This is a genomic window from Nonomuraea sp. NPDC048892 (assembly GCF_040649735.1).
Taxonomy (GTDB): domain Bacteria; phylum Actinomycetota; class Actinomycetes; order Streptosporangiales; family Streptosporangiaceae; genus Nonomuraea; species Nonomuraea maheshkhaliensis.
The window spans coordinates 330,861-353,991 of the sequence record NZ_JBEZFZ010000006.1 but is presented as its reverse complement, the minus strand read 5'-3'; the positions used below and the strand labels follow the sequence as shown (position 1 = coordinate 353,991).

Genomic DNA, 23,131 nt, shown 5'->3' with positions numbered 1-23,131 from the left:
GGCCTCCGCGGTTGGTTCAGTCGTGTTGTTCCGGTGACGGTATGGGATCGCCGGAATCGTGCCAGGCGTTTCCCGACCCCTCCTGGAGCTTCGCGCGCGTGCTGAGCAGGATCGGGCAGTCGTGCGTGGAGCCGCGGCCGAACCGGTTGCCGGTGACCCGCTGCCCGGTCAGCGGCCGGCCCAGCGGCGTGTGGTCGATGTTGACCACGCAGGCGCCGCCGTCGAGGTAGTTGCCCTCCACCCGCAGCTCGTCCGCGGAGGACTGCACGGCCGCGTTCGGGTCCTCGGTGGTGGAGACGTCGATCGTGTTGTGCCGCAGCGTGACACCGCGCTGCTCGGCGAACGCCTGCACGCCGTCGTTGTGCGTGGGCTCACCGCCCTGGTCGGGATCGCTGGCGAACCAGCTCAGGTCGTGGATGTAGGAGTCCTGGACCAGGGTGCCGGTGTGGGCCTTGATCCCGTCCACCGTGCCGCGGAACTCGCTGCGGAAGATCTTCGTGTGCGCCGCCCAGATGCCGTCGATCGACGGCGAGGGGTGGGAGGGGTAGAACTCGGAGTCCTCGATCACGGTGTCGCGGGCGTGCTCGCTGTCGAGCAGCGGGCGGGTCTCCTCGGTGGGGCCGCCGCGGAAGACGCACTCCCTGAACGTGACGCCGCGCGCGGTCACGGTGACGAACCCGTAGAAGACCTTGCCCTCGACGATCTCGCCGTCCTTGGCGAAGAGCTGGTCGCCGGTGACGTCGGTGAGTGTGGTGCCCGGCGGGACGCCGGTCGAGGCGGCGTCGGGGAAACCGGCGGGGGCCGTCGCCGGAGGGCTGACCGCCTGGTCCGCGGCCTGTCCGCGGCCAGTGGCCTGTCCCGCCTGGTCTGTGGCCTTTTCGGCCGGTTCGGCCGTCTGGTCGGCCTGCTTGGCAGGGCCGGCTGAGCCGATCGGCTCAGCCAGTTCACCTGCGACGGCCACGACCAGTGCCAGGGCGGCGACCGCGGCTACAACGTACGACCACGTCCTCGCCACCCCGGCATCGTCGCGAAAAATCAGCCGATGCGCCAGGTGTCGCCACCCAGCAGCAGCTCTCCCAGGTCGCCGGGCCCCTTCTGGGCCACGGCCTCTTCCAGCTGCTCGGCCATGAGCACGTCATACGCCGGCCGGTCGACCTGGCGGAAGATGCCGATCGGCACGTGCTCGAAGGCCGGCTCGTCGAGCCTGCTGAGCGCGAACGCCACCGACGGGTCGGGGTTGTGCGCGTCGTGCACGAGGATCTCGTCCTCGCTCACGCCGTCGCGGGCCACGACCTCGATGCCGCCGTTCGCACTCCGTACGACCGCCTTGGAAGCGCTCGTGATCGGCTGCCCGTGCTCCAGCCGCAACGTGATGTCGTCACGGACCTCGGGGTCCTTGAGCTGCTCGAAGGCGTTGTCGTTGAAGATGTTGCAGTTCTGGTAGATCTCGACCAGCGACGTGCCGCGGTGCTCGGTCGCCTCGCGCAGCACCGACTGCAGGTGCTTGCGGTCGGAGTCGATGGTCCTGGCCACGAACGACGCCTCGGCGCCGATGGCCAGCGAGATCGGGTTGAACGGCTTGTCCAGTGAGCCCATCGGGGTCGACTTGGTGATCTTGCCGACCTCGGAGGTGGGGGAGTACTGGCCCTTCGTCAGGCCGTAGATCCTGTTGTTGAACAGCAGGATGTTCAGGTTGACGTTGCGCCGCAGCGCGTGGATCAGGTGGTTGCCGCCGATGGACAGCGCGTCGCCGTCACCGGTGATCACCCACACGCTCAGGTCGGGCCTGCTGGCCGCGAGCCCGGTCGCGATGGCCGGAGCCCGGCCGTGGATGGAGTGGAAACCGTAGGTGTTGAGGTAGTACGGGAAACGTGAGGAGCAGCCGATGCCCGAGACGAACACGATGTTCTCGCGCTTGAGCCCCAGGTCGGGCAGGAAGCTCTGCACCGCGGCCAGGATCGCGTAGTCACCGCAGCCCGGGCACCAGCGCACCTCCTGGTCGGACTTGAAGTCCTTCATGCCCTGCTTCACGTCGGTCTTCGGGATGAGCGACAGGCCCTTCCCATTAACCAGCTCAGTCACTGTCGATCACGTCCTGGATGACTCCGGCCAGCTCCTCGGCCTTGAACGGGAGCCCGCGCACACGGTTGTAGCTGATCACGTCGACGAGGAAGCGCGCCCGCAGCAGCAGCGCCAGCTGGCCGAGGTTGATCTCGGGCAGCAGCACCTTGTCATAGCGCTTGAGCACGTCGCCGGTGTTGGCGGGCAGCGGGTTGAGGTGACGCAGGTGGGTCTGCGCGACCTTGCCACCGCTCCTCCTGATGCGCCGCACGGCCGCGGCGATGGGCCCGTACGTGGAACCCCAGCCGATGACCAGCACCTTCGCGTCACCGTCGGCGTCGTCGACCACCAGGTCGGGCACGTCGATGCCGGCGATCTTGGCGGCCCTGGTGCGGACCATCAGGTCGTGGTTGTCCGGGTCGTAGGAGATGTTGCCGGTGCCGTCGGCCTTCTCGATGCCGCCGATGCGGTGTTCGAGCCCGGGGGTGCCGGGGATGGCCCACGGGCGGGCGAGGGTCTCGGTGTCACGCTTGAAGGGCAGGAACTCGCCGTCGGCGCCGTTGGGCTCGGTGGTGAACTCCTGCGAAATGTCCGGCAAGTCGGAAATTTCCGGTAGGCGCCACGGCTCGGAGCCGTTGGCCAGGTAGCCGTCCGAGAGCAACATGACCGGAGTGCGATATTTGACGGCGATCCTGGCCGCCTCGACGGCCGCGTCGAAGCAGTCGCTCGGCGACATCGGCGCCACGACCGGCACGGGCGACTCGCCGTTGCGCCCGAACAGCGCCATCAGCAGGTCGGTCTGCTCGGTCTTGGTCGGCATGCCGGTGCTCGGACCGGCCCGCTGCACGTCCACGACGATCAACGGAAGCTCGGTGGTGACCGCCAGGCCGACGGTCTCCGCCTTCAGCGCAACGCCGGGGCCGCTCGTCGTGGTGACGCCCAGCGCCCCGCCGAACGCCGCGCCCAGCGCCGCGCCGACGCCCGCGATCTCGTCCTCCGCCTGGAAGGTGCGGATGCCGAACCGCTTGTGCTTGCTCAGCTCGTGCAGGATGTCGCTGGCCGGGGTGATCGGGTAGGACCCGAGGAACAGCGGCAGCTTCGACTGCACGCTCGCGGCGATCAATCCGTAGGCGAGCGCCTGGTTGCCGGAGATGTTGCGATAGACACCCGGCGCCAGTTGCGCGGGCTTGACCTCGTAGGAGACCGAGAACGACTCGGTCGTCTCGCCATAGTTCCAGCCGGCCTGGAAGGCCGCGATGTTGGCCTTGGCGAGGTCGGGCTTCTTGGCGAACTTCTGCTCAAGGAACTTGACGGTCTGCTCGGTCGGCCGGTGGTAGAGCCAGGACAGCAGGCCGAGGGCGAACATGTTCTTCGACCGCTCGGCGTCCTTCTTGGACAGGTCGAAGTCTTCGAGCGCCTTGACCGTCAGCGAGGTCAGCGGCACCGCGTGCACCCGCCACTCGCTCAGCGACTCGTCCTCCAGCGGGCTGGTGGCGTAGCCGACCTTCTGCAGGTTGCGCTTGGTGAACTCATCGGTGTTGGCGATGATGTCCGCGCCCCTGGGCAGGTCGCCCAGATTGGCCTTGAGGGCGGCCGGGTTCATGGCCACGAGCACGTTCGGCGCGTCGCCGGGCGTGAGGATGTCGTGGTCGGCGAAGTGGAGCTGGAAGCTCGACACGCCGGGCAGGGTGCCTGCGGGCGCGCGGATCTCCGCCGGGAAGTTGGGCAGCGTCGACAGGTCGTTGCCGAACTCCGCCGTGCCCGCGGTGAAGCGGTCGCCGGTGAGCTGCATGCCGTCGCCGGAGTCTCCAGCGAACCTGATGATCACGCGATCGAGTTGCTGGACCTGCTTAGTCACAGCTCAATCCTCCTCGACACGCCGATGCGCGGTTGCCTGGGCGCGTTCTCTGTATCCATGCTAGATCCTCGGAAGGTCACGCGTTTGCCAGCCGCGTTGAGCGGGTAAACGCGGTGGACGTCAGTCAGGGTGAGGTGGGAGAGCGACGACACAGCCCGGACGCGAGCCTGCAGAGGTCTACATGCAGGCGGGCGAACAGGACGGTTCGGGTCACGAGCGCCAACTATACGTCCCCCCACTACGTGCGTTACGTCAGGGGCTGCTTACCTGGCAGCTCGTTTCCTGACCCGTACAGGCGTCCGGCCTGCATCCCCGCAGAGCCGTACAACTCGGGAACGGTGACGAAGCTGTAACCCTTCCCGCGCAACCTTTTGAGGATGTCCGGAACCGCCGCAACGGTTTCCCGATGGATGTCGTGCATAAGAATGATCGCACCTGGATGCGCCGCACGCACGGCCAGGTCCGCTATGTCGCCAGATTCGCCGGCCCGTCCCCCGATTTGGTCCTTCGTGTCGACGTCCCAATTGACCAGGGCCAGCCCCATCTCGCGGGCGACGTCACGCAGCCGCTCGCTCACCGCCCCGTACGGCGGCCGCACCAGCGTGGGCGTCTGCCCGATGGCGGCCGACACCGCGCTGTTGGTCTTCGTGAGCGAGTCGGCGATCTTGCTGCTGGCCTGCTTCGACAGGTCCCTGTGCGCCCAGCTGTGGTTGCCGACCAGGTGGCCTTCCGCGCTCATCCGGCGCACCAGCGCCGGCTGCGCCATCGCGTTGCTCCCGACAAGGAAGAACGTCGCCCGCGCCCGCTCCCGCTTGAGCGCGTCGAGCAGCTTCCCCGTGTACGGTCCAGGCCCGTCGTCGAACGTCAGCGCCACGCACTTGACCCGCGCGCAGTCCACGCTGCCTGCCCTGCTGCTGACCGCGTCGGGGCTGGTCGTGGGCGCGAACCGGGGCGGACCGCCGTGCGCCGCGCTCTCCGCGCGCACGCCCTCCTGCGCCCGCCGGCCCAGATCCGACAGCAGCGGCGCCGCCCGCCAGGCGGGCACCGCCACGGCCAGCCGGCCGAGCGAGCAGGGGCCGAGCTGGCAGTCGTCGAACTCGACGACGAGGTCTCCGCTCCGGTTGAAGGCCATCGAGTCGAACGCGTCCCCGCCGGGCCGCAGGTCGTCCTGCTCGATCTGCGGCTTGCGTTCCTTGAACTGCTCCTTGACCAGCGCCGTCAGCGTCCTGAGCGCCGCCTTGCCCGACAGCAGCCCGGTCGAGTCGACCGCCTTGCCGGCGCCCGGGTCGAACCAGTAGGTGCGGGTGGAGTTGCCCCATCTCGCGCCCAGATACTCACCGGTGCGCAGCCGGACCGCGACGGCCTGGGGCGAGGCGGCGGCGAGCTGCCAGTCCACGTTCAGCTCGGGGCGGGGCGTCAGGTGCTCGTCGCCCCGGGTGCGGTCGTGGAACTCCTTCATCTGCCGCTCGGCCTGGGCGCGCAGGGCCTTGGTGAGCGCTGGGGCGCCGGGCAGTTCGGGGTAGTTGATGTGCACGTATCTGCTGTCGGCCGAGTCGCCTTCGGTCAGCGTCCTGGTGGACAGGCCGACGATGCCGGCGGGGTCGACGAAGTCGATCATCGTCGGCTCTGCCGGGACCATGACGTCCTTCCCGTCGCCGGCGGCGGCCAGGCCGCAGCCGGAGGCTGAGAGGGTCAGCAGAGCGATTCCCATACAGAACCGCGATTTGTGCATGCTTGTCAGGGTATGGCGCTGATCTTACCTTTTACTCCGATTTTGTGGGATAGGTCCAGAGGCTTTGACCGGTGCGGGTACCTCTCCTCGGGTTACCATCGCGTTCATGGACGGCTACTTCGGCTCGTACGCGCTGGTCGCCGCACTGCTCGCCATCGGCGTCGCCATCGTGGCCGGCGCCCTCTTCGCCAACCGCCTCCTGCGCCCCAACCGCCCGACCCCGGAGAAGCTCACCACGTACGAGTGCGGGGTCGACCCCGTCGGAGAGGGATGGGCGCAGTCGCAGGTGCGCTACTACGTCTTCACGTACCTGTACGTCGTCTTCGCCGTGGACGCCGTCTTCCTGTTCCCCTGGGCCACCGTCTTCGACGCGCCCGGTTACGGGCTGACGACGCTGGTGGAGATGTTCGTGTTTTTGGGGTTCATCGCGCTGGGCATCGTGTACGCCTGGCGCAAACGCGTCTTGACCTGGACCTGAACGCGCCGCCGTCTCGCAGCGCACGAGGCTCTCGGCGCGCTGAGACCCTCGGCGCACTGAGGTCTTCAGCGCACTGCGGCTCGCCCCCTCCAGCCCGCCGGCTCCGCCCCAATGGTTCGCCCCATCACCGGCCCGCCGGCTCCACGCCAGCGTCTCTCCTACCTCCGGTCTGCTGGCTCCGCCCCGACGTCTCGCCCGCCTTCGATCCGCCGGATCAGCCCCGACGTCTCGACCCGCCGGATCAGCCCCGACGTCTCGACCCGCCACCGGACGACCCGGCGCCCCCAGCCCTGCGATCCGTATCTCGACGCCTGGATTCTCACCGAACGGCGCCGCCGCTCCACCCTTCAACCGTCCAGCCCGCCCGACAGCTCGGTTACCCACCACTCCCGGCGGCACCACTCACCCTGGACCACCCGACCCACCCCGGACCGCACCGCACCGCCTCGCACCGTGCACTGCTAGGACGCGCAGGCTGGGCCGCCGCCGAACCCCCTTTGGGATCAATCCTTTGCCTGACCAGCGATCCGCGCAAGAATGGGCGGCATGGCAGCAACGGATCTCCCGATGCCCACCGTGGGCCCGATCTCCCGGTTGGCGCCCAAACCGATGCGGTTCGTGCTCAATTGGGGCCGCCGTTATTCACTCTGGGTGTTCAACTTCGGGCTGGCCTGCTGCGCCATCGAGTTCATCGCGACCTCCACCAGCCGCCACGACTTCATCCGCTTCGGCGTGATCCCGTTCGCGAACGGCCCCAGACAGGCCGACCTCATGATCGTCTCAGGCACGGTCACCGACAAGATGGCCCCGGCCGTCAAGCGCCTCTACGAGCAGATGCCCGACCCGAAGTACGTGATCTCGTTCGGGGCCTGCTCCAACACCGGCGGCCCGTACTGGGACTCCTACTGCGTCACCAATGGCGTGGACCAGATCATCCCCGTCGACGTGTACGTCCCCGGCTGCCCACCCAGGCCGGAAGCGCTTCTGTACGGCATCATGAAGCTCCAGGAGAAGATCGCCGGCGAGAAGCTCAGCGACCGCTACGTCTGGTCCCGCCCCCACGGCGACTCCCCGGAAGCGGACCAGTCATGACCGGCACGCCCCCGAACGGCCAGAACGACCCCCACGTGACCCCGCACGGGCAGGGCGACTCCACCACAACCCCGAGCGGCCAGGACGATCCCCGCAACACCCCGACCAGGCAGGACAACTCCGACCCCGCCCAGTCCGACACCGAAACAGCTGAGGCCGAAACAGCTGAGGCCGAAACAGCCCAAGGCGCAGTGACAGCCCGGATCTCGGCCCACTTCGGCGACCGCGTCGACATCTCGGAGTCGTACGGCGACACCACCGCCGATGTAGCCCCCGCCGACTGGATCGCCCTCCTCACCTACGCCCGCGACAACCTCGGCCACATCTTCTTCGACTGGCTGACCGGCGTCGACGACCCACCGGACGCCTTCCTCGTCGTGGCCCACGTCTACAACCCGGAGTCGGGCAGCCGCCTGCTCCTGCGCACCCGCGTACCCAAGGACCGCCCCCACCTCCCCACCGCCGTAGGCGTCTACCGGGGCGCGAACTGGCACGAGCGCGAGACGTACGAGATGTTCGGCGTGATCTTCGACGACCACCCCTACCTCGTGCCCCTCCTCCTGCCCGACGGCTTCGAAGGCCACCCGCTCCGCAAGGATTTCATCCTGGCCGCCCGCGTGGCCAAGCCCTGGCCGGGCGCAAAGGAACCAGGCGAATCAGGACACGGCTCCCCGAGCCGCCGCAAGACGCTTCCGCCAGGAGTACCCGCCGACTGGGGGCCGCCCGATGCTTGAAGTGGTGCTGAGCTTCGTCGTCATCCTGATCGTGTTCCTGGTGCTGCCCCTCATCATCGGGCAGACGGAGCACAAGGTCATGGCCCATATGCAGTCCCGCCTCGGCCCTATGTACGCGGGCGGTTTCCATGGCTGGGCGCAGCTCATCGCCGACGGGGTGAAGTTCGCGCAGAAGGAGGACATCATCCCGGCCGCGGCCGACCGCCGCATCTTCATGATCGCCCCAGGCGTGGCGCTCGTCCCGTACCTGGTCGTCCTGATCGTCATCCCCATCGACCGCGACCGCGTGGCCGTCGACCTCGACCTCGGCCTCTTCTTCGTCCTCGCCGTCATGGGCATCGGCGTCCTCGGCTCGATCATGGCGGGCTGGGCGTCGGCCAACAAATACTCGGTCCTCGGCGGCATGCGCTCGGCGGCCCAGCTCATGTCGTACGAACTGCCCCTCGTCCTCGCGGCCTCATCGGTGGCCATGGCGGCGGGCACCCTGTCGCTCCCCTCGATCGTCGAGGCGTGGCAGTGGTGGTGGCTGCCCTGGCAGGCCATCGGCGGCGTCGTCTTCTTCCTGGCAGGCCTGGCCGAACTCCGCCGCCCCCCGTTCGACATGCCGATCGCCGAGTCCGAGATCATCATGGGCCCGATGACCGAGTACACGGGCATGCGCTTCGCGCTCTTCATGCTCTCCGAGTACGCCGGCATCGTCGTCCTGTCGTTCCTGACCACCGTCCTGTTCCTGGGCGGCTGGCAGGGCCCGTTCCTGCCCGGGTGGCTGTGGACGCTGCTGAAGGTCTTCCTGCTGGCCTTCGTCGTGATCTGGCTCCGCGTCACCTACCCGCGACTGCGCGAGGACCAGCTCCAGAAACTGGCCTGGGCCGTCCTCGTCCCCCTGGCCCTCGTCCAACTCGCCTTGACCGGCATCATCAAGGTCCTCATCTAACCCCCACCCACAAACCCGAAGCCCCTCGGCATGGACGGGACTCGCTCGACCCCCTCGCCACACCTTCACTCATGATCGAACGAGCACGTAACCCTGCGCCATCTTCCCGACCACGCGAAGATTCGCCGCCTTGCCCACATGCACGTCACCCGACCACGTCATGCGCCATGCACCCCCACATACATGCATGGCGCATGACCAAGCCCAACCGCTCACCCCTACACACGTGCAGGGCGAATGACCAGGTCACGTCGAACCATTCACGCTTACGCATACACACGGCGGATGGCCACGTCCAACCATTCCCCAGCCGTACATCCACCACCCCAGCCACCGGTGGCGATCTGCGCCGGAATCGCGGGCGCGGCACTGATGGTCTATCTGGCCACGTCGGGGCTGTGGCTGGCCTGGCGCGGTCTGGCCACCTTCGGCCGGATCGTCCTCGACCTCGTGGACGGCAAGTGGCTCCTGGTGGCCTTCAGCCCCGTACTGCTCCTCCTGCGCCTCCTCCGAGCGAAGCTCCACCGCTACCGCGTCAAGCGCGGCATCGCCCTGGGCCCGTACGCCGGCCTCCACCTCATTCTCGGCGACGCCAACAAGCTCCAGGTTCGCATCGGCAACGCCGTCCTAGCCGAGATCCGCCTCGGCGCGCTCCACGGCCAAGCGTTCAGCCTCCTCCTCTACCGCCACGAGAACCTGACCGGCCTCCTCATCAGCGACCGATACGGCCGCCCCCTCCACCACCTCCCCGGCAGGTGGTCCCCCCAACAAGCGGAACACTTCGCCAATCGACACGACCTCGCCCTGGCCGTTCACCAGATAGACCACGAGGAATACACAACCCTCACCAAACAAACCCGAGAAGCCACCCCATAACCCCGCCCACCCCACTCGCGCACACGGGGCGTCGGCGCCGACTCCTTCCAGGGAGCGAGCACGAAGAGAGCCCAGGGGGCGAGCACGAAGAGAACCCCGGCCCCCTCACAAATCCCAGTGCTTCGAGAGCTCTCGGGGTTCTTCACGCGAGTGGTTCCCGATGGGCCGCGGTGACGGGTTCGGTAATATCAGCGGGAGCAGGGTGAAGCGTCGGAACGCCCTGCCGGCCGCCCGGGTCCCCATGGCGCCGATGGGAGACAGCCGCGGTGGATCGCCGACCGACCTTGATCATGGGAGCCCGCGGACACATCGGCCGGCTCGTGCTCGAACAGCTTCTGGCCGACGACGTCCCGGTTCGGGCCTCCGCACGACGGCCGGAGCCCGGTTGGTTCGCCGCGGACCTGACCGATCCGGCGAGCCTGCGCCCGGCGTTCGACGGGATGACGCAGGTGTTCCTGTACGCCACCCACGAGGGCGCCCCCGCTGTCGCCGAGGTGGCGCGTGCCGCTGGGGTGGAACGTGGCGCGTGCCGCTGGGGTGGAACGTGGCGCGTGCCGCTGGGGTGGAACGCGTCGTGCTGATGTCCTCGGGCAGCGTGATCCACCCGACGTCGGCAGGCAACCCGATCACCGAGAGGCACCGCGAGACCGAGGCCGCGTTCGCCGCGGAGCCGGGGGTCGAGTTGGTGCCGATCCGGCCGCTGGTGCTCGCTACCAATGCTCTGGGCTGGGCTTATCCGATTCGCGGCGGTGGCGGCCTGCCGCTTTTCCAGCCGGACGCGCTCACCGCGCCGATCCATGAGCGCGACGTCGCCGCAGTGGTTTGCGCGGCGCTGACCGGTACGCCCACGCCGCCGATGAGCGGCATGCTCACCGGCCCGGCCCGGCTCACCCAGCGCGAGCAGGTCGCGGCGATCGGCCGCGCGGCAGGGAGGAAGATCCCGGTGATCGAGCTGTCCAAGGACGCCGCATTGGAACGCTTCTCGCGGTTCATGCCGGGCGAGGAGGCCGAGGCGGTGCTGCGGTTCCTCGATGACGCCGCCGCCGGGAACTCGCCGGCCACCTCCACCGTCGAGGAGGTGCTGGGTCGTGCCGCGATCGGGTTCGACCGGTGGGCGGCCGACCACGCGGCCGAGTTCCAGGCTGAGGAGGCCGTGCCGACGACATAGGAGTCCATCGGGGGTCCTCCCGCGCCCGCATAACGGGCTCGCCTCCCAACGTGCGGTCTCCAACGTGCGGGTCTCCCAACGTGCGGGTCCCTGGTGAGCGGGCCCTTCGGCGTGCGGGCTTACCCCAACGCCCCCGCTCACCTCATCACTCACGAACCGCCCTACTTCGACAACATGCCCTGCACACTTCAGCCCAGGCAGGCCGAACCAGAACGTCCCTCCGTACATACACTCGACCGAGGAGCGCCGGAACGTGACCCCTTACCTGCACACCTGTACCCGTGCGGGCCGGACTGGAGCAGCCTTCTCTGCATACCCCGCCGCTGGTGGGTTGGACGGAACAGCTCTTCGTACACATCCCGGACCAGACCGAGCGGGAGGGGACCCGCTCTCCTGCATACCTCGACCCGACGAGCGAACAGCAGCACCTCTGTCCCGCGCACCCGAGGGCCCGCCGGTCGAACCAGAGCGTCTCCTTCTGCACACCTGAGCCCCCGGAACGCCCGAACACCTAACTCAGCGCACGATCGCCAGCATCACATCCGAAGCCGACGGCCGCTCATCAGGCCGCTTGTTCAGGCACGCCCCCACAATCCCCCGCAACCCAGGCGGCAACGGCGACAAATCAGGATGAACGGTAAGCACCCGGTTGAACACCGCCGGCACCGTGTCCTCCCCGAACGCCGGCCGCCCCGTCGCCGCGAACATGATCGTCACAGCCCAGCTGAACACATCAGAAGCCGGCCCCACGGTCTCCCCGGACAACTGCTCAGGCGACATGTAAGGCGGCGTCCCGACCATTTTCCCTGAGGTCATCGTCACCTGATCAAGCGCACGCGCGATCCCGAAGTCGATCACTCTCGGCCCGTCGTTCCCGATCAGCACGTTGCTCGGCTTGAAGTCACGATGCACGACTCCGGCCTTGTGAATGGCCGCCAACGCCCCGGCTGTGGATAACGCCAGCCGCGTCAAGCTGTCCTCGTCGCGCGGACCGTGCTTCCTGACGAGCTGCTCCAGCGACGGCCCCTCCACGTACTCGCTGACGATGTACGCCTGCTGCCCGGTGATGCTCACGTCGAGCACCCGCGCTGTGGAAAACGTCGCGACCCGCCGCGCCGCCTCGACCTCCCGCGCGAACCGGGTCCTGGCCGTCTCGTCCACCAGGTCATGCAGCACCTTCACGGCGACCCGCGCCCCGTTGGGCGCCACGGCGAGGTAGACCGCGCCCTGCCCGCCCCGCCCGAGCGGTTGCAGCACGCGATAGTGCCCCACCCACTGCGGCTCGGTGCTCGAACGGTGGTGCGTGGGCGCGGTCGTTCGCTGTCGCAGGTCGACCGGCGGACGCGACGTCCCACCGAGCCGCGCGTGCGCCATCCCGCCCTGCCGTCCGCGTGCCGTCCCTTCCATCCCCGCGTGCGGAGGCCCTTCCAGCCGCCCGTGCGCCGCGCCTTCCAGTCGCGCGCGAACCATGAACGGCACCAGGACCGCCGAGTGCACGAGCCCACCGATCCAGCTGACCAGCAGCCCCATCGTCGCCAGCACGGACACCCCCGGCGGCCATTCCTCGTACTCGGTGTACGCCAAGGTCGCGATCACGAAGGTGCCGATGCCGACCAGGTAGACGGACGCGGCGGCGGCGTGCCAGAAGTTGCGCAGCCAGAACGCGGCGGCCCCGATGGTGAACGGAGTCGCCAGACCGCACGTGAACAGGGGCAGGCAGGCCCAAGCAACGGCGGCCGTCCACCTCAGGCCACTGGGGCGGACCGGATGGCTGTGTTGCATGGCCGAGAGACTATCGCCATGCAGTAGTTCATATCGGGCATGCGCACAGGTTGTGGATAACCACCCGTGAACCTGTGGACAGCTGTGGAAAAACTGGGGACAACGGCCTCACTCATTCACCTGCGCGGCCAAGTACGTCATGATGTTGAACCATGGCGCGGATTCCGGGAGTCGGACTGGCGAAAGGGCTGTCCATCACCCTTCGCCACATGCTGCGCAAATCCGTCACCCAGCAATATCCCGAGGTCAAGCCCACCCTCCCGCCCCGCAGCCGAGGCGTCATCGCCCTGGTTGAGGAAAACTGCACCTCTTGCATGCTCTGTGCCCGGGAGTGTCCCGACTGGTGCATCTACATCGATTCCCACAAGGAGACGATCCCGGCCCCCGAGGGCGGCCGCGCCCGCCAGCGCAACGTGCTCGACCGCTTCGCCATCGACTTCTCCCTGTGCATGTACTGCGGCATCTGCATCGAGGTCTGCCCCTTCGACGCGCTCTTCTGGTCTCCGGAGTTCGAGTACGCGGAAGGCGACATCCGCAACCTCCTCCACGAGAAGGACAAACTGGCCTCCTGGACGCAGACCGTTCCTCCACCCCCGGCCCACGACCCCGGCGCCGAACCTCCCAAGGAGCTGACGGCCGCCCCCCGCCGCCCGGCCCGCACCGCCGCAGCGGCCGACCGTCCGTCCCGCACCCCGGCCGCCGACCGCCCTGCACGTACCTCGGCCACGGACCGGCCGGCTCAGGCACCCGCCGAACGCCCAACCCGGCCTTCGTCCAGCGACGACTCAGCACGTACGCCGACAGAAGGCCAGGCGACCGACACCCCGAAAGCCGACACAGCAGGACCAGGCGCTCCGGCCACCGACACAACGGACATCTCACCCGCCGAACGCCCCCGTGCCTCAGACGAACCGGCCACCCCACAGCCAGGTTCGGGCGAGCCGTCCGCTCCAAGCGGACGCCCCCGCCGTTCTATGGCGAACGTACGGGGAATCCGTCCTCCAGGTGCCCTGCCCACCCCGCAGGACACGACTCAAGCCGCCGGGGAAGAAGCCGCCCGTCCGTCGGCCCAGGCAGGCGAGGACGAGGACCGGTCCCAGAACGGCGAGAACACGCCATCCACCCAGACCCAGACGAGCCCCGAGCCGCCGTCCGGTTCTGAGCCTTCGTCGGAAGGGGCCGAGCCTCAAGCAGGGGGCCAGGCTGAGGCCGAGTCTTCATCCACAGGCCGGCCACCTCCAGAAAAGTTGTCCACAGCTTCGGGCGAGCCGCAACCGAGCCCCGATCCCGAAGAGCAGACTTCTGCCGCGAGCCCTCGCCGGCGCAAGATGGCCGATCCACGGTCCATCCGCCCGCCGGGTCGGCTCGGTCCTGGCGAGACAAGGGAGTCCGAGGAGGAGTCGTGACCGAGGCGGTGCCCTCCTATCTGTCACCCACCGGGCAAGAGATCGTCTTCTTGCTCCTGGGCGCGGTAGCGGTTGGATCGGCGCTGCTCGTCGTCACGACCAGACAACTCGTCCACGCGGCCCTCTGGCTGGTGCTCTGCTTCGGCGCGCTGGCGGGCGGCTATCTCGTCCTGACCGCCGAGTTCGTGGCGTGGGTGCAGGTGTTGATCTACGTGGGCGCGGTGGTCGTGCTCATGCTGTTCGGCATCATGCTCACCCGCGCCCCCATCGGCCGCTCCGCCGACCTCGACAGCAACAACAGAGTGGTCGCCGCCGTGGTGGCGCTCGCGACGGCCGCGCTCCTCGTCACGGTGGTGATCGACGGCTTCCGTACGGCCTACGCCCCGCTCACTCCCGGCCCCGGCGCCGCCAAGGAACTGGGCGCCAGCGTGTTCGCCACATGGGTGCTGCCGTTCGAGGCACTGTCGGTGCTTTTGCTGGCCGCTCTGATCGGTGCCATCGTCCTGTCCCGCACCGACATCCCGGGCGGCGCGCCCGACCCGGGCACCGCCCAACTCGACGCACGCCCTGACACCTCCGGCAGCTCGCCCGACCGACCCGAAAGCACGAGATCTCCCGCTCCGGGGGAGAGCACGGGGTCACCCCGTCGGCAGGGGAGTACCGGAGCACCCGACCGGACAGTGGACGGCTCGCCACCCGATCAGACCGGGGGTCATTAGTGCACATCGTCTACCCGGCGGTCGTCTCCGCGCTCCTGTTCTCCATCGGCGTCTACGGCGTGCTCGCCCGCCGCAACACGATCCTCGTGCTGATGTCGGTGGAGCTGATGCTCAACGCGGTCAACCTCAACCTGGTCGCGTTCGACGTGTGGCTCGGTGACCGCCTCCACAGCGGCCAGGTGCTCACCCTCTTCGTCATCGTCATAGCGGCGGCCGAGGTGGGCCTGGGCCTGGCCATCGTGCTTGCCCTCTACCGCAACCGCCGTACCGTCGACATCGACCACCTCCGCGACCTGGCCGAACCCACCGACGAACGTCTCACCCCGGCACAGACAGCCGTCCTCCACCCAACAGACGGCCACACGACCGCACCACCCACGCCGCCCTCACCTCAAACCCCGGCCTCGACCGCGAAGCCCGAGCCGATCACCGCGAGGGACGGCGCGTCGGCCACGGAGACGGACGACGCACGGGCTATCGGGACGGACAAGACGCCGGCCACCGACGGATCCCCATCCAATGACGGCCCCTCTCACCGGACCGCCCCCGGCGCAGCCGGCGACACCCCCGAGGCAGCCGACGAGAACGAAGCGCCCGTCAAGCGAGGCGGTGGCCCACGATGACGACGACCTTCCCTCTGCTGGCCATCCTCCTGCCCTTCGTCGCAGCCTTCGCCGGCCTCCTGCTCTCCCGCTGGCCCCACCACAGCCGCCGAACACCCGCCATCACGCCAGCCGCCACCACGACGACCGCCACCGAAGCCGGCCAGGCGGACAGCACGGCAGGTGACCGAGCCAACACCCGAGCCGCCTGGATCGCGATCCTCCCCACCACAGCCGCGACCATCCTCGCCACCTGGCTGGCCTGGACCCCAGGCCTGTCCTATTTCACCGGCTCCGCCACCCCACCCACCGGCCAGACCTACGGCACGATCGTCACCGGCGCCGTCCCGATCTCCCTGACCCTCCAGGCCGACGCCCTGTCCAGCGTCCTCGGCGTCCTGGTGACCGTGGTGGCCCTGGCCGTACAGGTCTACTCGGTCGGCTACCTCAAAACCGACCCCCGCTACCCCTCCTACAGCGCGTTCATCAGCCTGTTCACCAGCGCCATGCTGCTGGTCGTCTACGCGGGCGACCTCCTGGTCCTATACGTGGGCTGGGAGATCATGGGCCTGTGCTCCTACCTCCTCATCGGCCACTGGTGGGAAGACCGGGGCAATTCGCGCGCCGCGGTGAAGGCGTTCCTCGTGACCCGCCTGGGCGACGTCGGCTTCCTGTTCGGCATCTTCGTCCTGGGCCTGGGCGCGGGCAGTTTCCGCATCGCCGACGTACTGGCGAAGGTGCCGGAGATGTCCACGGCCACGCTGGTGACGGCCACGATGCTGCTGCTGGCGGGGGTGGCGGGCAAGAGCGCGCAGGTGCCGCTGCACACCTGGCTCCCCGACGCGATGGCCGGCCCGACGCCGATCAGCGCGCTGATCCACGCCGCCACCATGGTCGCCGCCGGCATCTTCATCGTGGCCAGGCTCTTCCCCGCGTTCCTCGCCGCCCGCCCCACGCTCGACGTGCTGGCCGTCGTCGCCGCGCTCGGCATGCTCGGCGCCGCCCTGGCCGCGCTCGCGCAGGACGACCTGAAACGCGTCCTCGCCTACTCCACGGTCAGCCAGCTCGCGTACATGGCGGGCGGCCTGGCCGCCGGCTCCGACACCGCGGCGATCTTCCACCTGCTGACCCACGGCGCGTTCAAGGCGCTGCTGTTCCTGTGCGCGGGCGCGGTGATCCACCACGTCGGCTCCAACCTGATGAGCCAGATGGGCGGCCTGCGCCGGGAGCTGCCGGTCACGTTCGTGACGATGACGATCGGCTTCGCCGCCCTGGTGGGCCTCCCGCCGGCCAGCGGCTTCTTCAGCAAGGACGGCCTCCTGCTGGCCATGGACGACGCGCTGACCGGCGGCGGCGCGGCGAGCGGGGGAGGCCTGACCGACGCGGCCGCCCTCCTCCTGTACGGGTGCGCGCTCGCCACCGTGGCCGTGACCGGCGCCTACGCCGCCAGAGCCTGGCTGCGCACCTTCTTCGGCGAGGCGAAGGCCGTGGCGCTGCCCGAGCCCGAGCCCGGCATCGCTCACGTCGTGGACGTCAGGGAGGCCCCCAGGACGATGCTCGTGCCGCTCGTCGTCCTCGCCGTCCCCGCCCTGCTGCTGGGCTTCGCCGGCGAACCGCACCTGGACCTCGGCGTGGCCGCCATCAGCGTGGTGCTCGCGCTGCTGGGCGCGGGGGCGACGTACGCGTTCTGGCGCAGCGACCCCGTCGCCGACCCGGCCCGCCTGCTGGGCCCGCTGCGAGCGCCGTGCGAGCGGGCGTTCTACGTCGACACCCTGTACGCCGCGCTGTTCGTCCGCCCGGTGCTGGCCCTGGCCAGGCTCGTCGTCAGAACGGACGACGTGGTCGTCGACGGGGCGGTACGCGGCTCGGGCAGATCGGCGCGCGGGCTGTCGGGCGTGCTGCGCCTGGCCCAGAACGGCAACGTCCAGCTCTACGTCAGCGGCGTCCTGGCCGGCGTCCTGTTGATCGCGGTGGGGGCGGTGGTGTTCACGTGACGACCGGGACGCGACGCGGCACCACGGAGGAAGGGGTGCCCGCATGATGGCCTGGATCCCCGTGGCGCTCCTCGCCGTGCCGCTGCTGGGCGCGCTCCTGCTCCTCCTCGCCCCGCAGCTGCTCCGCCCAGTGCTCCGTACGTACGGGCTGATCCTCTCCGGCCTCACATTGGCGCTGAGCCTGCTGCTGGTCGCCACGTTCGACTACGACCGGCCCGCAGACGTGCAGTTCGAGCTCGACCAGTCGTGGATCCCCGGCCTCGGGCTGCGGTTCCACCTCGGCGTCGACGGCATCTCACTGCCGCTGATCACCCTCACGGCCCTGCTGACGTTCCTCTGCTTCGTCTACCTGTGCTGGGGCAACGCACGAGCGTCCGGCCAACTCCTGACCACCAAACCGGCCACGAAAGCCGTGCCGACCACGGGAGCCGGACCGGCCGCGAAAACCGAACCGGCCACGGGAACCAGACCAAGAGCCCTGATCTTCACCCTGCTCGTCCTCGAAGTAGGCATGATCGGCACGTTCCTGGCCCTCGACCTCCTCCTCTTCTTCGTCTTCTTCGAGATCGTCCTCATCCCGATGTACTTCCTGATCGGCATCTGGGGCGGCGACGGACGCAGGGCGGCCTCGATCAAGTTCATCCTCTACACGCTGCTCGGCTCGGTCGTCATGCTGCTCGGCCTGCTCCTGATCTGGGCCCAGACCGGCACCCTCGACATCGTGGCGCTGAGCGCGTCCCACGGCGCGGGAATGTCCAGGTCCATCCAGATCCTGGCGTTCGTGGCGATCGGCATCGGCCTGGCGGTGAAAACCCCCATGTGGCCGCTGCACACCTGGCTCCCCGACGCGCACACCGAGGCCCCCACCGTCGGCTCTGTGCTGCTCGCGGGCGTGTTGCTGAAGATGGGCACGTACGGCTTCGCCAGGATCGCCATCCCCGTCCTGCCGGAGGGCGCGACGGCGATGGCCCCGTGGCTGGGCGCGCTGGCCGTGGTCGGCATCGTGTACGGCGCCCTGGCCTGCCTCGCCCAGCGCGACCTGAAACGCATGATCGCCTACTCCTCCGTCGTGCACATGGGCTTCGTCCTGCTCGGCTTCGCCACGCTCACCCCCGTGGGCGTCAACGGCGCCCTCTTCGCCAACGTCGCCCACGGCCTGATCACCGGCTTGCTGTTCTTCCTGGCCGGAGCGATCAAAGAACGCCACCACACCGCCGACATGCCCACCCTGGGCGGCGGCCTGCTGGCGACGCTGCCACGGCTGGGCGCTCTGCTCACGTTCGCGGCTATCGCGTCGCTCGGGCTCCCGGGGTTGGCCGGGTTCTGGGGGGATATGCTGGCGCTGTACGGGGCGTTCCAGCCGGCCGCCGGGCTCCCGCGCGGGCTGTTCCTCACGTACATGGTGATCGGCGGGCTGGGCGCGGTCCTGACGGCGGCGTACTTCCTCGTCATGCTCTCCCGCCTCACCCACGGCCGCCCCCAGCCGCCAACCCCCACGAGCCCGTCCGGGACGAACGTCGTGGCCCCGCCCCCGGACACCTCCGACGAACAGCCCGCCGCCACGCCCGCGCACACCACCACGACCACCCTCGAACGACCCCCCACCGACAGCGCCATCGAGGACATCGACAGACACGAACTCCTGGCCTGGACGCCGCTGGTGGTCCTGACCCTCCTGTTCGGCCTCTGGCCGGGCCTGCTGCTGTCGCTGACCACGCCGCCCGTCCAAGCCCTGCTGGGAGCCATCTCATGATCCAGCAGATCGACTACTTCGTGATCGCGCCACCGCTCGTGCTCGCCCTGGCGGCCGGCCTGGTGCTGCTGCTGGACGCGTTCCTGCCGGCCCGCCCGCGGACACGAACCGGCCTGGGCCTGGTCACGCTCGCGGGCGTCCTGCTCTCCTTGGGCTTCGTGGTCGCTCAGGCGGCCAGCGGCGGCCCGCCCCGGTCGACGTTCTGCGTCCCGCCGAACCTCGCCGAGGGCCTGCAACTGTGCTCGTACGTCACCGACGGATTCACCCTGATCTTCGCCGGCCTGATGCTCGTGGCCGCCGTGGTGATCGTCCTGCTGTCGATGACGGAGCTGGCAGGCGGCGCGATTCCCGTCGGCGAGTGGTACTTCCTGCTCCTGTGCACCCTCGTGGGCGCGGTCACCCTGCCCGCCTCCCGCGACTTGATCATGCTCGTGGTGGCGCTCGAACTGGTCTCGCTCCCGGTCTTCGCGCTCACCGCGCTGAAGCGCTACGACGGCCGCGCGTCCGAGGCCGCCGTGAAGCTCTTCGTCGTGTCGGTGGTCTCGACGGCGGTCATGCTGTTCGGCGTCTCCCTCCTGTACGGCATCTCGGGCACGGTCTACCTGTCACGCCTGGCGGCGGTCTTCAGCGGCCAGGCGCCGGCTCCAGGCGTGCTGCCCGCGGCAGGTCAGGAGTTGCCCGCCGTCGTCACGGTCGGCGTGGTCCTCGTCGTCGCCGGCTTCGCCTTCAAGATCGCCGCGGTGCCGTTCCATTCGTGGGCGGCCGACGTCTACCAGGGCGCCCCCGTACCGGTGGCGGCGTTGCTCTCGGTCATCTCGAAGGCGGCCGGTTTCGCTGGACTGATCCTCATCCTGGTCACCGGCCTGGCCGGGCAGGCTGCCACGTGGGCCCCCATCGTCGCGATCGTAGCCGCGCTGACCATGACCGCGGGCAACCTGCTCGCCATGCGCCAGCGCTCGGCCGTACGCCTGCTGGCCTGGTCCTCGGTGGCGCAGTCCGGTTACATCCTGGCCCCGTTGGCGCTGGCGACGACGTCCGGCCCCGAACCCGGTCAAACCGGGGGAGCGATCAGCGCGTCCATCGCCTACCTGGTCATCTACGCCGCCATGAACCTCGGCGCATTCACCGTCGTCATGCTCGTCTCCCGATGGTCCGCCCGCAACGAGCTCGACGACTACCGCGGCCTGGTGTTCGGCCGCCCCGCCGCGGGCATCGCGCTCGCGTTCTGCCTGATCTGCCTGGCCGGCCTGCCGCCGGGGCTGGCGGGCCTGTTCGCCAAGGTCTTCGTCTTCCGCGAGATCGTCGGCGGCGGGTACGGCTGGCTGGCCGTGGTCATGGCCGTCAACACGGTGATCGGCCTCTACTACTACGCCATCTGGACGGCCCGCCTCTTCGCCCCCGCCGCGTCCACCGTCCCGCGGCGCGCCACGAGCACGTGGCTGGTCATGGCCATGGGCCTGGCCGTGGCCGCCGCCGTCCTCTTCTCGATCGCCCCCCAGCTCGTCCTGGACCTGACCACCTTGTCCCCCTCCGGGTAGGTAGGTCCCGCCCCGATCAAGCACCGGGGCTGTGGACAAGTCGCGCTCCGCCCTCGGCTGAGCACAACGGGGAACGAAGAACCGGGTCATCGTCGTTGGACGTATGGACCCGAACCACGAAGGGGGGAACCTTGCACCACAACGGCCTGCGCACCGCCGTTCTGCTCGGCGGGCTGTCGGCGTTGATTGTCGCGGTGGGCGCGTGGTTGGGCGGCGGCACCGGCGCGCAGTTCGCGTTCGTTCTCGCCCTGGTGAGCAACGGTGTCGCCTACTTCTTCTCCGACCGCATCGCCCTGTCGGCCATGCGTGCCAGGCCGGTCAGCGAGGTCGAACAGCCCACCCTCTACCGCATCGTCCGCGAGCTCTCCACGGAGGCCCGCCAGCCGATGCCGCGCCTCTACATCTCGCCGACGGTGCAGCCGAACGCGTTCGCGACCGGCAGAAGTCCCCGCCGAGCTGCGGTGTGCGTCACGTACGGACTGACGAAACTGCTCGACGAGGCCGAGCTGCGCGGCGTGATCGGCCACGAGCTGTCCCACGTCTACAACCGCGACATCCTCATCTCCTCCGTCGCCGGCGCGCTGGCCACGATGATCACCTGGCTCAGCTACGTGGCCGTCTTCTTCGGCGGCTCCGACGACGACGAGGGCCCCGGCTTCGTGGGCGCCCTGCTGATGATGCTCCTCGGCCCCGTGGCGGCCACCATGGTGCAGATGGCCATCACCCGCACGAGAGAGTTCCAGGCCGACGAATCGGGCGCCAGACTCACGGGTGACCCGCTCGCGCTGGCCTCCGCCCTCCGCAAGATCGAGATGGGCGCCCGCCGCCTCCCGCTCCCGGAGAACAGCCGCCTGACCTCGGCCGCCCACATGATGATCGCCAACCCGTTCAGCGGCTCCGGTCTCGCCCGCCTCTTCTCCACCCACCCGCCCACCTCGGAGCGAGTCGCCCGCCTGGAGCGAATGGCCGGCTACCGCCGCTGATCGCCACCGCCGTCGGCCGCCGCGACCCTTTTCAAAATCACCGGCAGATCCTCCGGATGAACGACCTCCTCGGTGGCCTCCAGCTCAGCGACACTCCACCACCGATACCCGATCGTCGTATCCTTCTCGATCTGCTCCATATGATCGAACGACACGGCCTCCGCCCCACCATTCACCCGAATCGCGAAGAAGACCTGATCCTGGGTGAAGGCGTACTCACTCCACTCGAACTCGACCAGCGCCTCGGCATGCGGCCCGCTGAACTCCTCCACGGAGGCCCGAATTCCGACCTCCTCATACAGTTCCCGCGCCGCGGCCTCCTGAGGCGTCTCATCGCCTTCCACGGCGCCCCCGATCGTGAACCAGAACCGCCGTTCGGGCTGGGCCGGATCGAGGCCGTGCAGCAGCAGTACGCGGTCGTGTCCGTCAACGGGCAGCACACGTGCTGTGAACCGGCGCAGAGGGATCTTCGTCACGTTTCCCGAGCATACGATCGAAACAAACCCAAAAACAGCATTACGGCCCTTCGAACATCACCCGGAAGCCCGCGGCATGGGAGAGGACGACAGCCCCGGGACACAGGGGAGGTAGAGAGAAGAAGCCCGCCACACATCTACACCGATATACACCGGCATATACCGGCATATAACGACGAAGCCCTCTTCGCTCCCCGTGCCCCGGATGCGCTCCGCTCTCCGCGACGCTCGTGCTACTTCGGAGCCGTACAGCATGCCCTGGCTGGCTAGCGGTAGTTCACGAACTGGAGGGCGATGTCCAGGTCCTTGCCCTTCAACAGCGTGATGACGTCCTGCAGATCGTCCTTCTTCTTGGAGCTCACCCGAAGCTCCTCGCCCTGAATCTGAGCCTTGACCCCCTTCGGCCCCTCATCGCGGATCATCTTGGAGATCTTCTTCGCATGCTCCTGATCGATCCCCTCCTTCAGGGCGACCGCCATGCGGTATTCCTTCCCCGAAAGCTTGGGCTCGCCCGCATCGAGCGTCTTAAGCGAAAGACCCCGCTTGACCACCTTGTCCTTGAACACGTCGAGCGCGGCGTTAGCCCGCTCCTCACTGTTCGCCTTGATCTCGATGTTGTTCTGCCCGGACCACTCGATACTCGCCCCGGTGCCCTTGAAGTCGAACCGGTGCCCGAGCTCCTTGACCGTCTGGTTGAGAGCGTTGTCGACCTCCTGGCGGTCGATCTTGCTGACGATGTCGAACGATGAATCGGCCAAAGTACACATCCTCTCAGCTGCGATGAATTCAGGCCCAGCCCCGAAACGCTCCGGACCCAGCGAACGAGCCTAGCCAGCATCGCCCTCCAGTGCAGGCCCCCAACCCACCCCACACCCTCCCCGCCCCCGTTTCACCCCGTTTTGCCCCACCCTCAACCCCCCATTCACGCCCCTCACACCCACAACA

Annotated in this window: 21 protein-coding genes and 1 pseudogene; 14 read left to right on the top strand and 8 right to left on the bottom strand. The window is 68.7% G+C overall.

Going from position 1 to position 23,131, the window contains the following annotated elements; translation table 11 throughout:
* Positions 1-16: 16 nt before the first annotated feature.
* From AB0C28_RS22760 to AB0C28_RS22740, 5 genes are all read right to left on the bottom strand, one after another.
* Complete coding sequence (locus AB0C28_RS22760; protein ID WP_358077045.1) at positions 17-1,015, bottom strand: hypothetical protein; 999 nt, start codon at positions 1,013-1,015, stop codon at positions 17-19.
* 20 nt (positions 1,016-1,035) lie between these two features.
* Positions 1,036-2,082 (bottom strand): 2-oxoacid:ferredoxin oxidoreductase subunit beta, encoded by a 1,047-nt coding sequence (locus AB0C28_RS22755; RefSeq protein ID WP_346101041.1) that lies wholly within the window; start codon positions 2,080-2,082, stop codon positions 1,036-1,038.
* Positions 2,075-3,919: a 2-oxoacid:acceptor oxidoreductase subunit alpha gene (locus AB0C28_RS22750; protein WP_357846173.1), complete on the bottom strand. Its 1,845-nt coding sequence runs from the start codon at positions 3,917-3,919 to the stop codon at positions 2,075-2,077. The genes AB0C28_RS22755 and AB0C28_RS22750 overlap by 8 nt, the downstream gene beginning before the upstream one ends.
* 124 nt (positions 3,920-4,043) lie before the next feature.
* Positions 4,044-4,133 (bottom strand): putative leader peptide, encoded by a 90-nt coding sequence (locus tag AB0C28_RS22745; protein WP_311132193.1) that lies wholly within the window; start codon positions 4,131-4,133, stop codon positions 4,044-4,046.
* 33 nt (positions 4,134-4,166) lie between these two features.
* Entirely contained in the window at positions 4,167-5,630 is a 1,464-nt protein-coding gene (locus AB0C28_RS22740; protein WP_357846170.1) for a polysaccharide deacetylase family protein, read from the bottom strand.
* Positions 5,631-5,757: 127 nt separating this feature from the next.
* Here AB0C28_RS22740 and ndhC point away from each other — a divergent pair, with 127 nt between their 5' ends.
* From ndhC to AB0C28_RS22705, 7 genes are all read left to right on the top strand, one after another.
* Entirely contained in the window at positions 5,758-6,129 is a 372-nt protein-coding gene (gene ndhC / locus AB0C28_RS22735; protein WP_346101044.1) for an NADH-quinone oxidoreductase subunit A, read from the top strand.
* A gap of 609 nt (positions 6,130-6,738) precedes the next feature.
* Complete coding sequence (locus AB0C28_RS22730; protein ID WP_245956180.1) at positions 6,739-7,221, top strand: NADH-quinone oxidoreductase subunit B; 483 nt, start codon at positions 6,739-6,741, stop codon at positions 7,219-7,221.
* Entirely contained in the window at positions 7,218-7,955 is a 738-nt protein-coding gene (locus AB0C28_RS22725) for an NADH-quinone oxidoreductase subunit C (RefSeq protein ID WP_358077042.1), read from the top strand. Before AB0C28_RS22730 ends, AB0C28_RS22725 begins: the two co-directional genes overlap by 4 nt.
* Positions 7,948-8,889 (top strand): NADH-quinone oxidoreductase subunit NuoH, encoded by a 942-nt coding sequence (gene nuoH / locus AB0C28_RS22720; RefSeq protein ID WP_357846166.1) that lies wholly within the window; start codon positions 7,948-7,950, stop codon positions 8,887-8,889. Before AB0C28_RS22725 ends, nuoH begins: the two co-directional genes overlap by 8 nt.
* Before the next feature lie 336 nt (positions 8,890-9,225).
* On the top strand, positions 9,226-9,765 hold the full coding sequence (locus AB0C28_RS22715; protein WP_358077039.1) for a hypothetical protein: 540 nt from the start codon (positions 9,226-9,228) through the stop codon (positions 9,763-9,765).
* A 290-nt stretch (positions 9,766-10,055) separates the two neighbouring features.
* On the top strand, positions 10,056-10,346 hold the full coding sequence (locus AB0C28_RS22710; RefSeq protein ID WP_358077036.1) for an NAD(P)H-binding protein: 291 nt from the start codon (positions 10,056-10,058) through the stop codon (positions 10,344-10,346).
* Positions 10,310-10,933 carry a hypothetical protein gene (locus AB0C28_RS22705; protein WP_358077033.1) on the top strand — a complete coding sequence of 208 codons (624 nt, stop codon included), beginning with the start codon at positions 10,310-10,312 and terminating at the stop codon, positions 10,931-10,933. Before AB0C28_RS22710 ends, AB0C28_RS22705 begins: the two co-directional genes overlap by 37 nt.
* 516 nt (positions 10,934-11,449) lie before the next feature.
* Here the strand turns inward: AB0C28_RS22705 and AB0C28_RS22700 are convergent.
* The gene (locus AB0C28_RS22700) at positions 11,450-12,529 is read right to left on the bottom strand and encodes a serine/threonine-protein kinase (protein WP_358077030.1); all 1,080 of its coding nucleotides are present in this window, start codon (positions 12,527-12,529) and stop codon (positions 11,450-11,452) included.
* Between the two features lie 338 nt (positions 12,530-12,867).
* Here AB0C28_RS22700 and AB0C28_RS22695 point away from each other — a divergent pair, with 338 nt between their 5' ends.
* From AB0C28_RS22695 to htpX, 7 genes and pseudogenes are all read left to right on the top strand, one after another.
* Positions 12,868-14,121 carry a 4Fe-4S binding protein gene (locus AB0C28_RS22695; RefSeq protein WP_357846156.1) on the top strand — a complete coding sequence of 418 codons (1,254 nt, stop codon included), beginning with the start codon at positions 12,868-12,870 and terminating at the stop codon, positions 14,119-14,121.
* Complete coding sequence (locus tag AB0C28_RS22690) at positions 14,118-14,840, top strand: NADH-quinone oxidoreductase subunit J (protein WP_358077027.1); 723 nt, start codon at positions 14,118-14,120, stop codon at positions 14,838-14,840. Before AB0C28_RS22695 ends, AB0C28_RS22690 begins: the two co-directional genes overlap by 4 nt.
* Positions 14,840-15,142: pseudogene (gene nuoK / locus AB0C28_RS22685) on the top strand (NADH-quinone oxidoreductase subunit NuoK); the annotation flags it as partial. The gene AB0C28_RS22690 and the pseudogene nuoK, both read left to right, overlap by 1 nt.
* A gap of 317 nt (positions 15,143-15,459) precedes the next feature.
* Positions 15,460-17,436 carry an NADH-quinone oxidoreductase subunit L gene (locus AB0C28_RS22680; protein ID WP_358077024.1) on the top strand — a complete coding sequence of 659 codons (1,977 nt, stop codon included), beginning with the start codon at positions 15,460-15,462 and terminating at the stop codon, positions 17,434-17,436.
* Positions 17,437-17,479: 43 nt separating this feature from the next.
* Complete coding sequence (locus AB0C28_RS22675; protein WP_358077022.1) at positions 17,480-19,189, top strand: NADH-quinone oxidoreductase subunit M; 1,710 nt, start codon at positions 17,480-17,482, stop codon at positions 19,187-19,189.
* Positions 19,186-20,727: an NADH-quinone oxidoreductase subunit N gene (locus AB0C28_RS22670; protein WP_358077019.1), complete on the top strand. Its 1,542-nt coding sequence runs from the start codon at positions 19,186-19,188 to the stop codon at positions 20,725-20,727. Before AB0C28_RS22675 ends, AB0C28_RS22670 begins: the two co-directional genes overlap by 4 nt.
* A 131-nt stretch (positions 20,728-20,858) precedes the next feature.
* Positions 20,859-21,710: a zinc metalloprotease HtpX gene (gene htpX, locus AB0C28_RS22665; RefSeq protein WP_346101073.1), complete on the top strand. Its 852-nt coding sequence runs from the start codon at positions 20,859-20,861 to the stop codon at positions 21,708-21,710.
* On the opposite strand, the gene AB0C28_RS22660 is transcribed toward htpX, so the two are convergent.
* Together AB0C28_RS22660 and AB0C28_RS22655 are read right to left on the bottom strand one after the other, a co-directional pair.
* Positions 21,698-22,186: an NUDIX domain-containing protein gene (locus tag AB0C28_RS22660; RefSeq protein ID WP_358077016.1), complete on the bottom strand. Its 489-nt coding sequence runs from the start codon at positions 22,184-22,186 to the stop codon at positions 21,698-21,700. The two genes, htpX and AB0C28_RS22660, sit on opposite strands and share 13 nt — an antisense overlap.
* A 266-nt stretch (positions 22,187-22,452) precedes the next feature.
* On the bottom strand, positions 22,453-22,953 hold the full coding sequence (locus AB0C28_RS22655; RefSeq protein WP_357846143.1) for a YajQ family cyclic di-GMP-binding protein: 501 nt from the start codon (positions 22,951-22,953) through the stop codon (positions 22,453-22,455).
* Positions 22,954-23,131 lie beyond the last annotated feature (178 nt).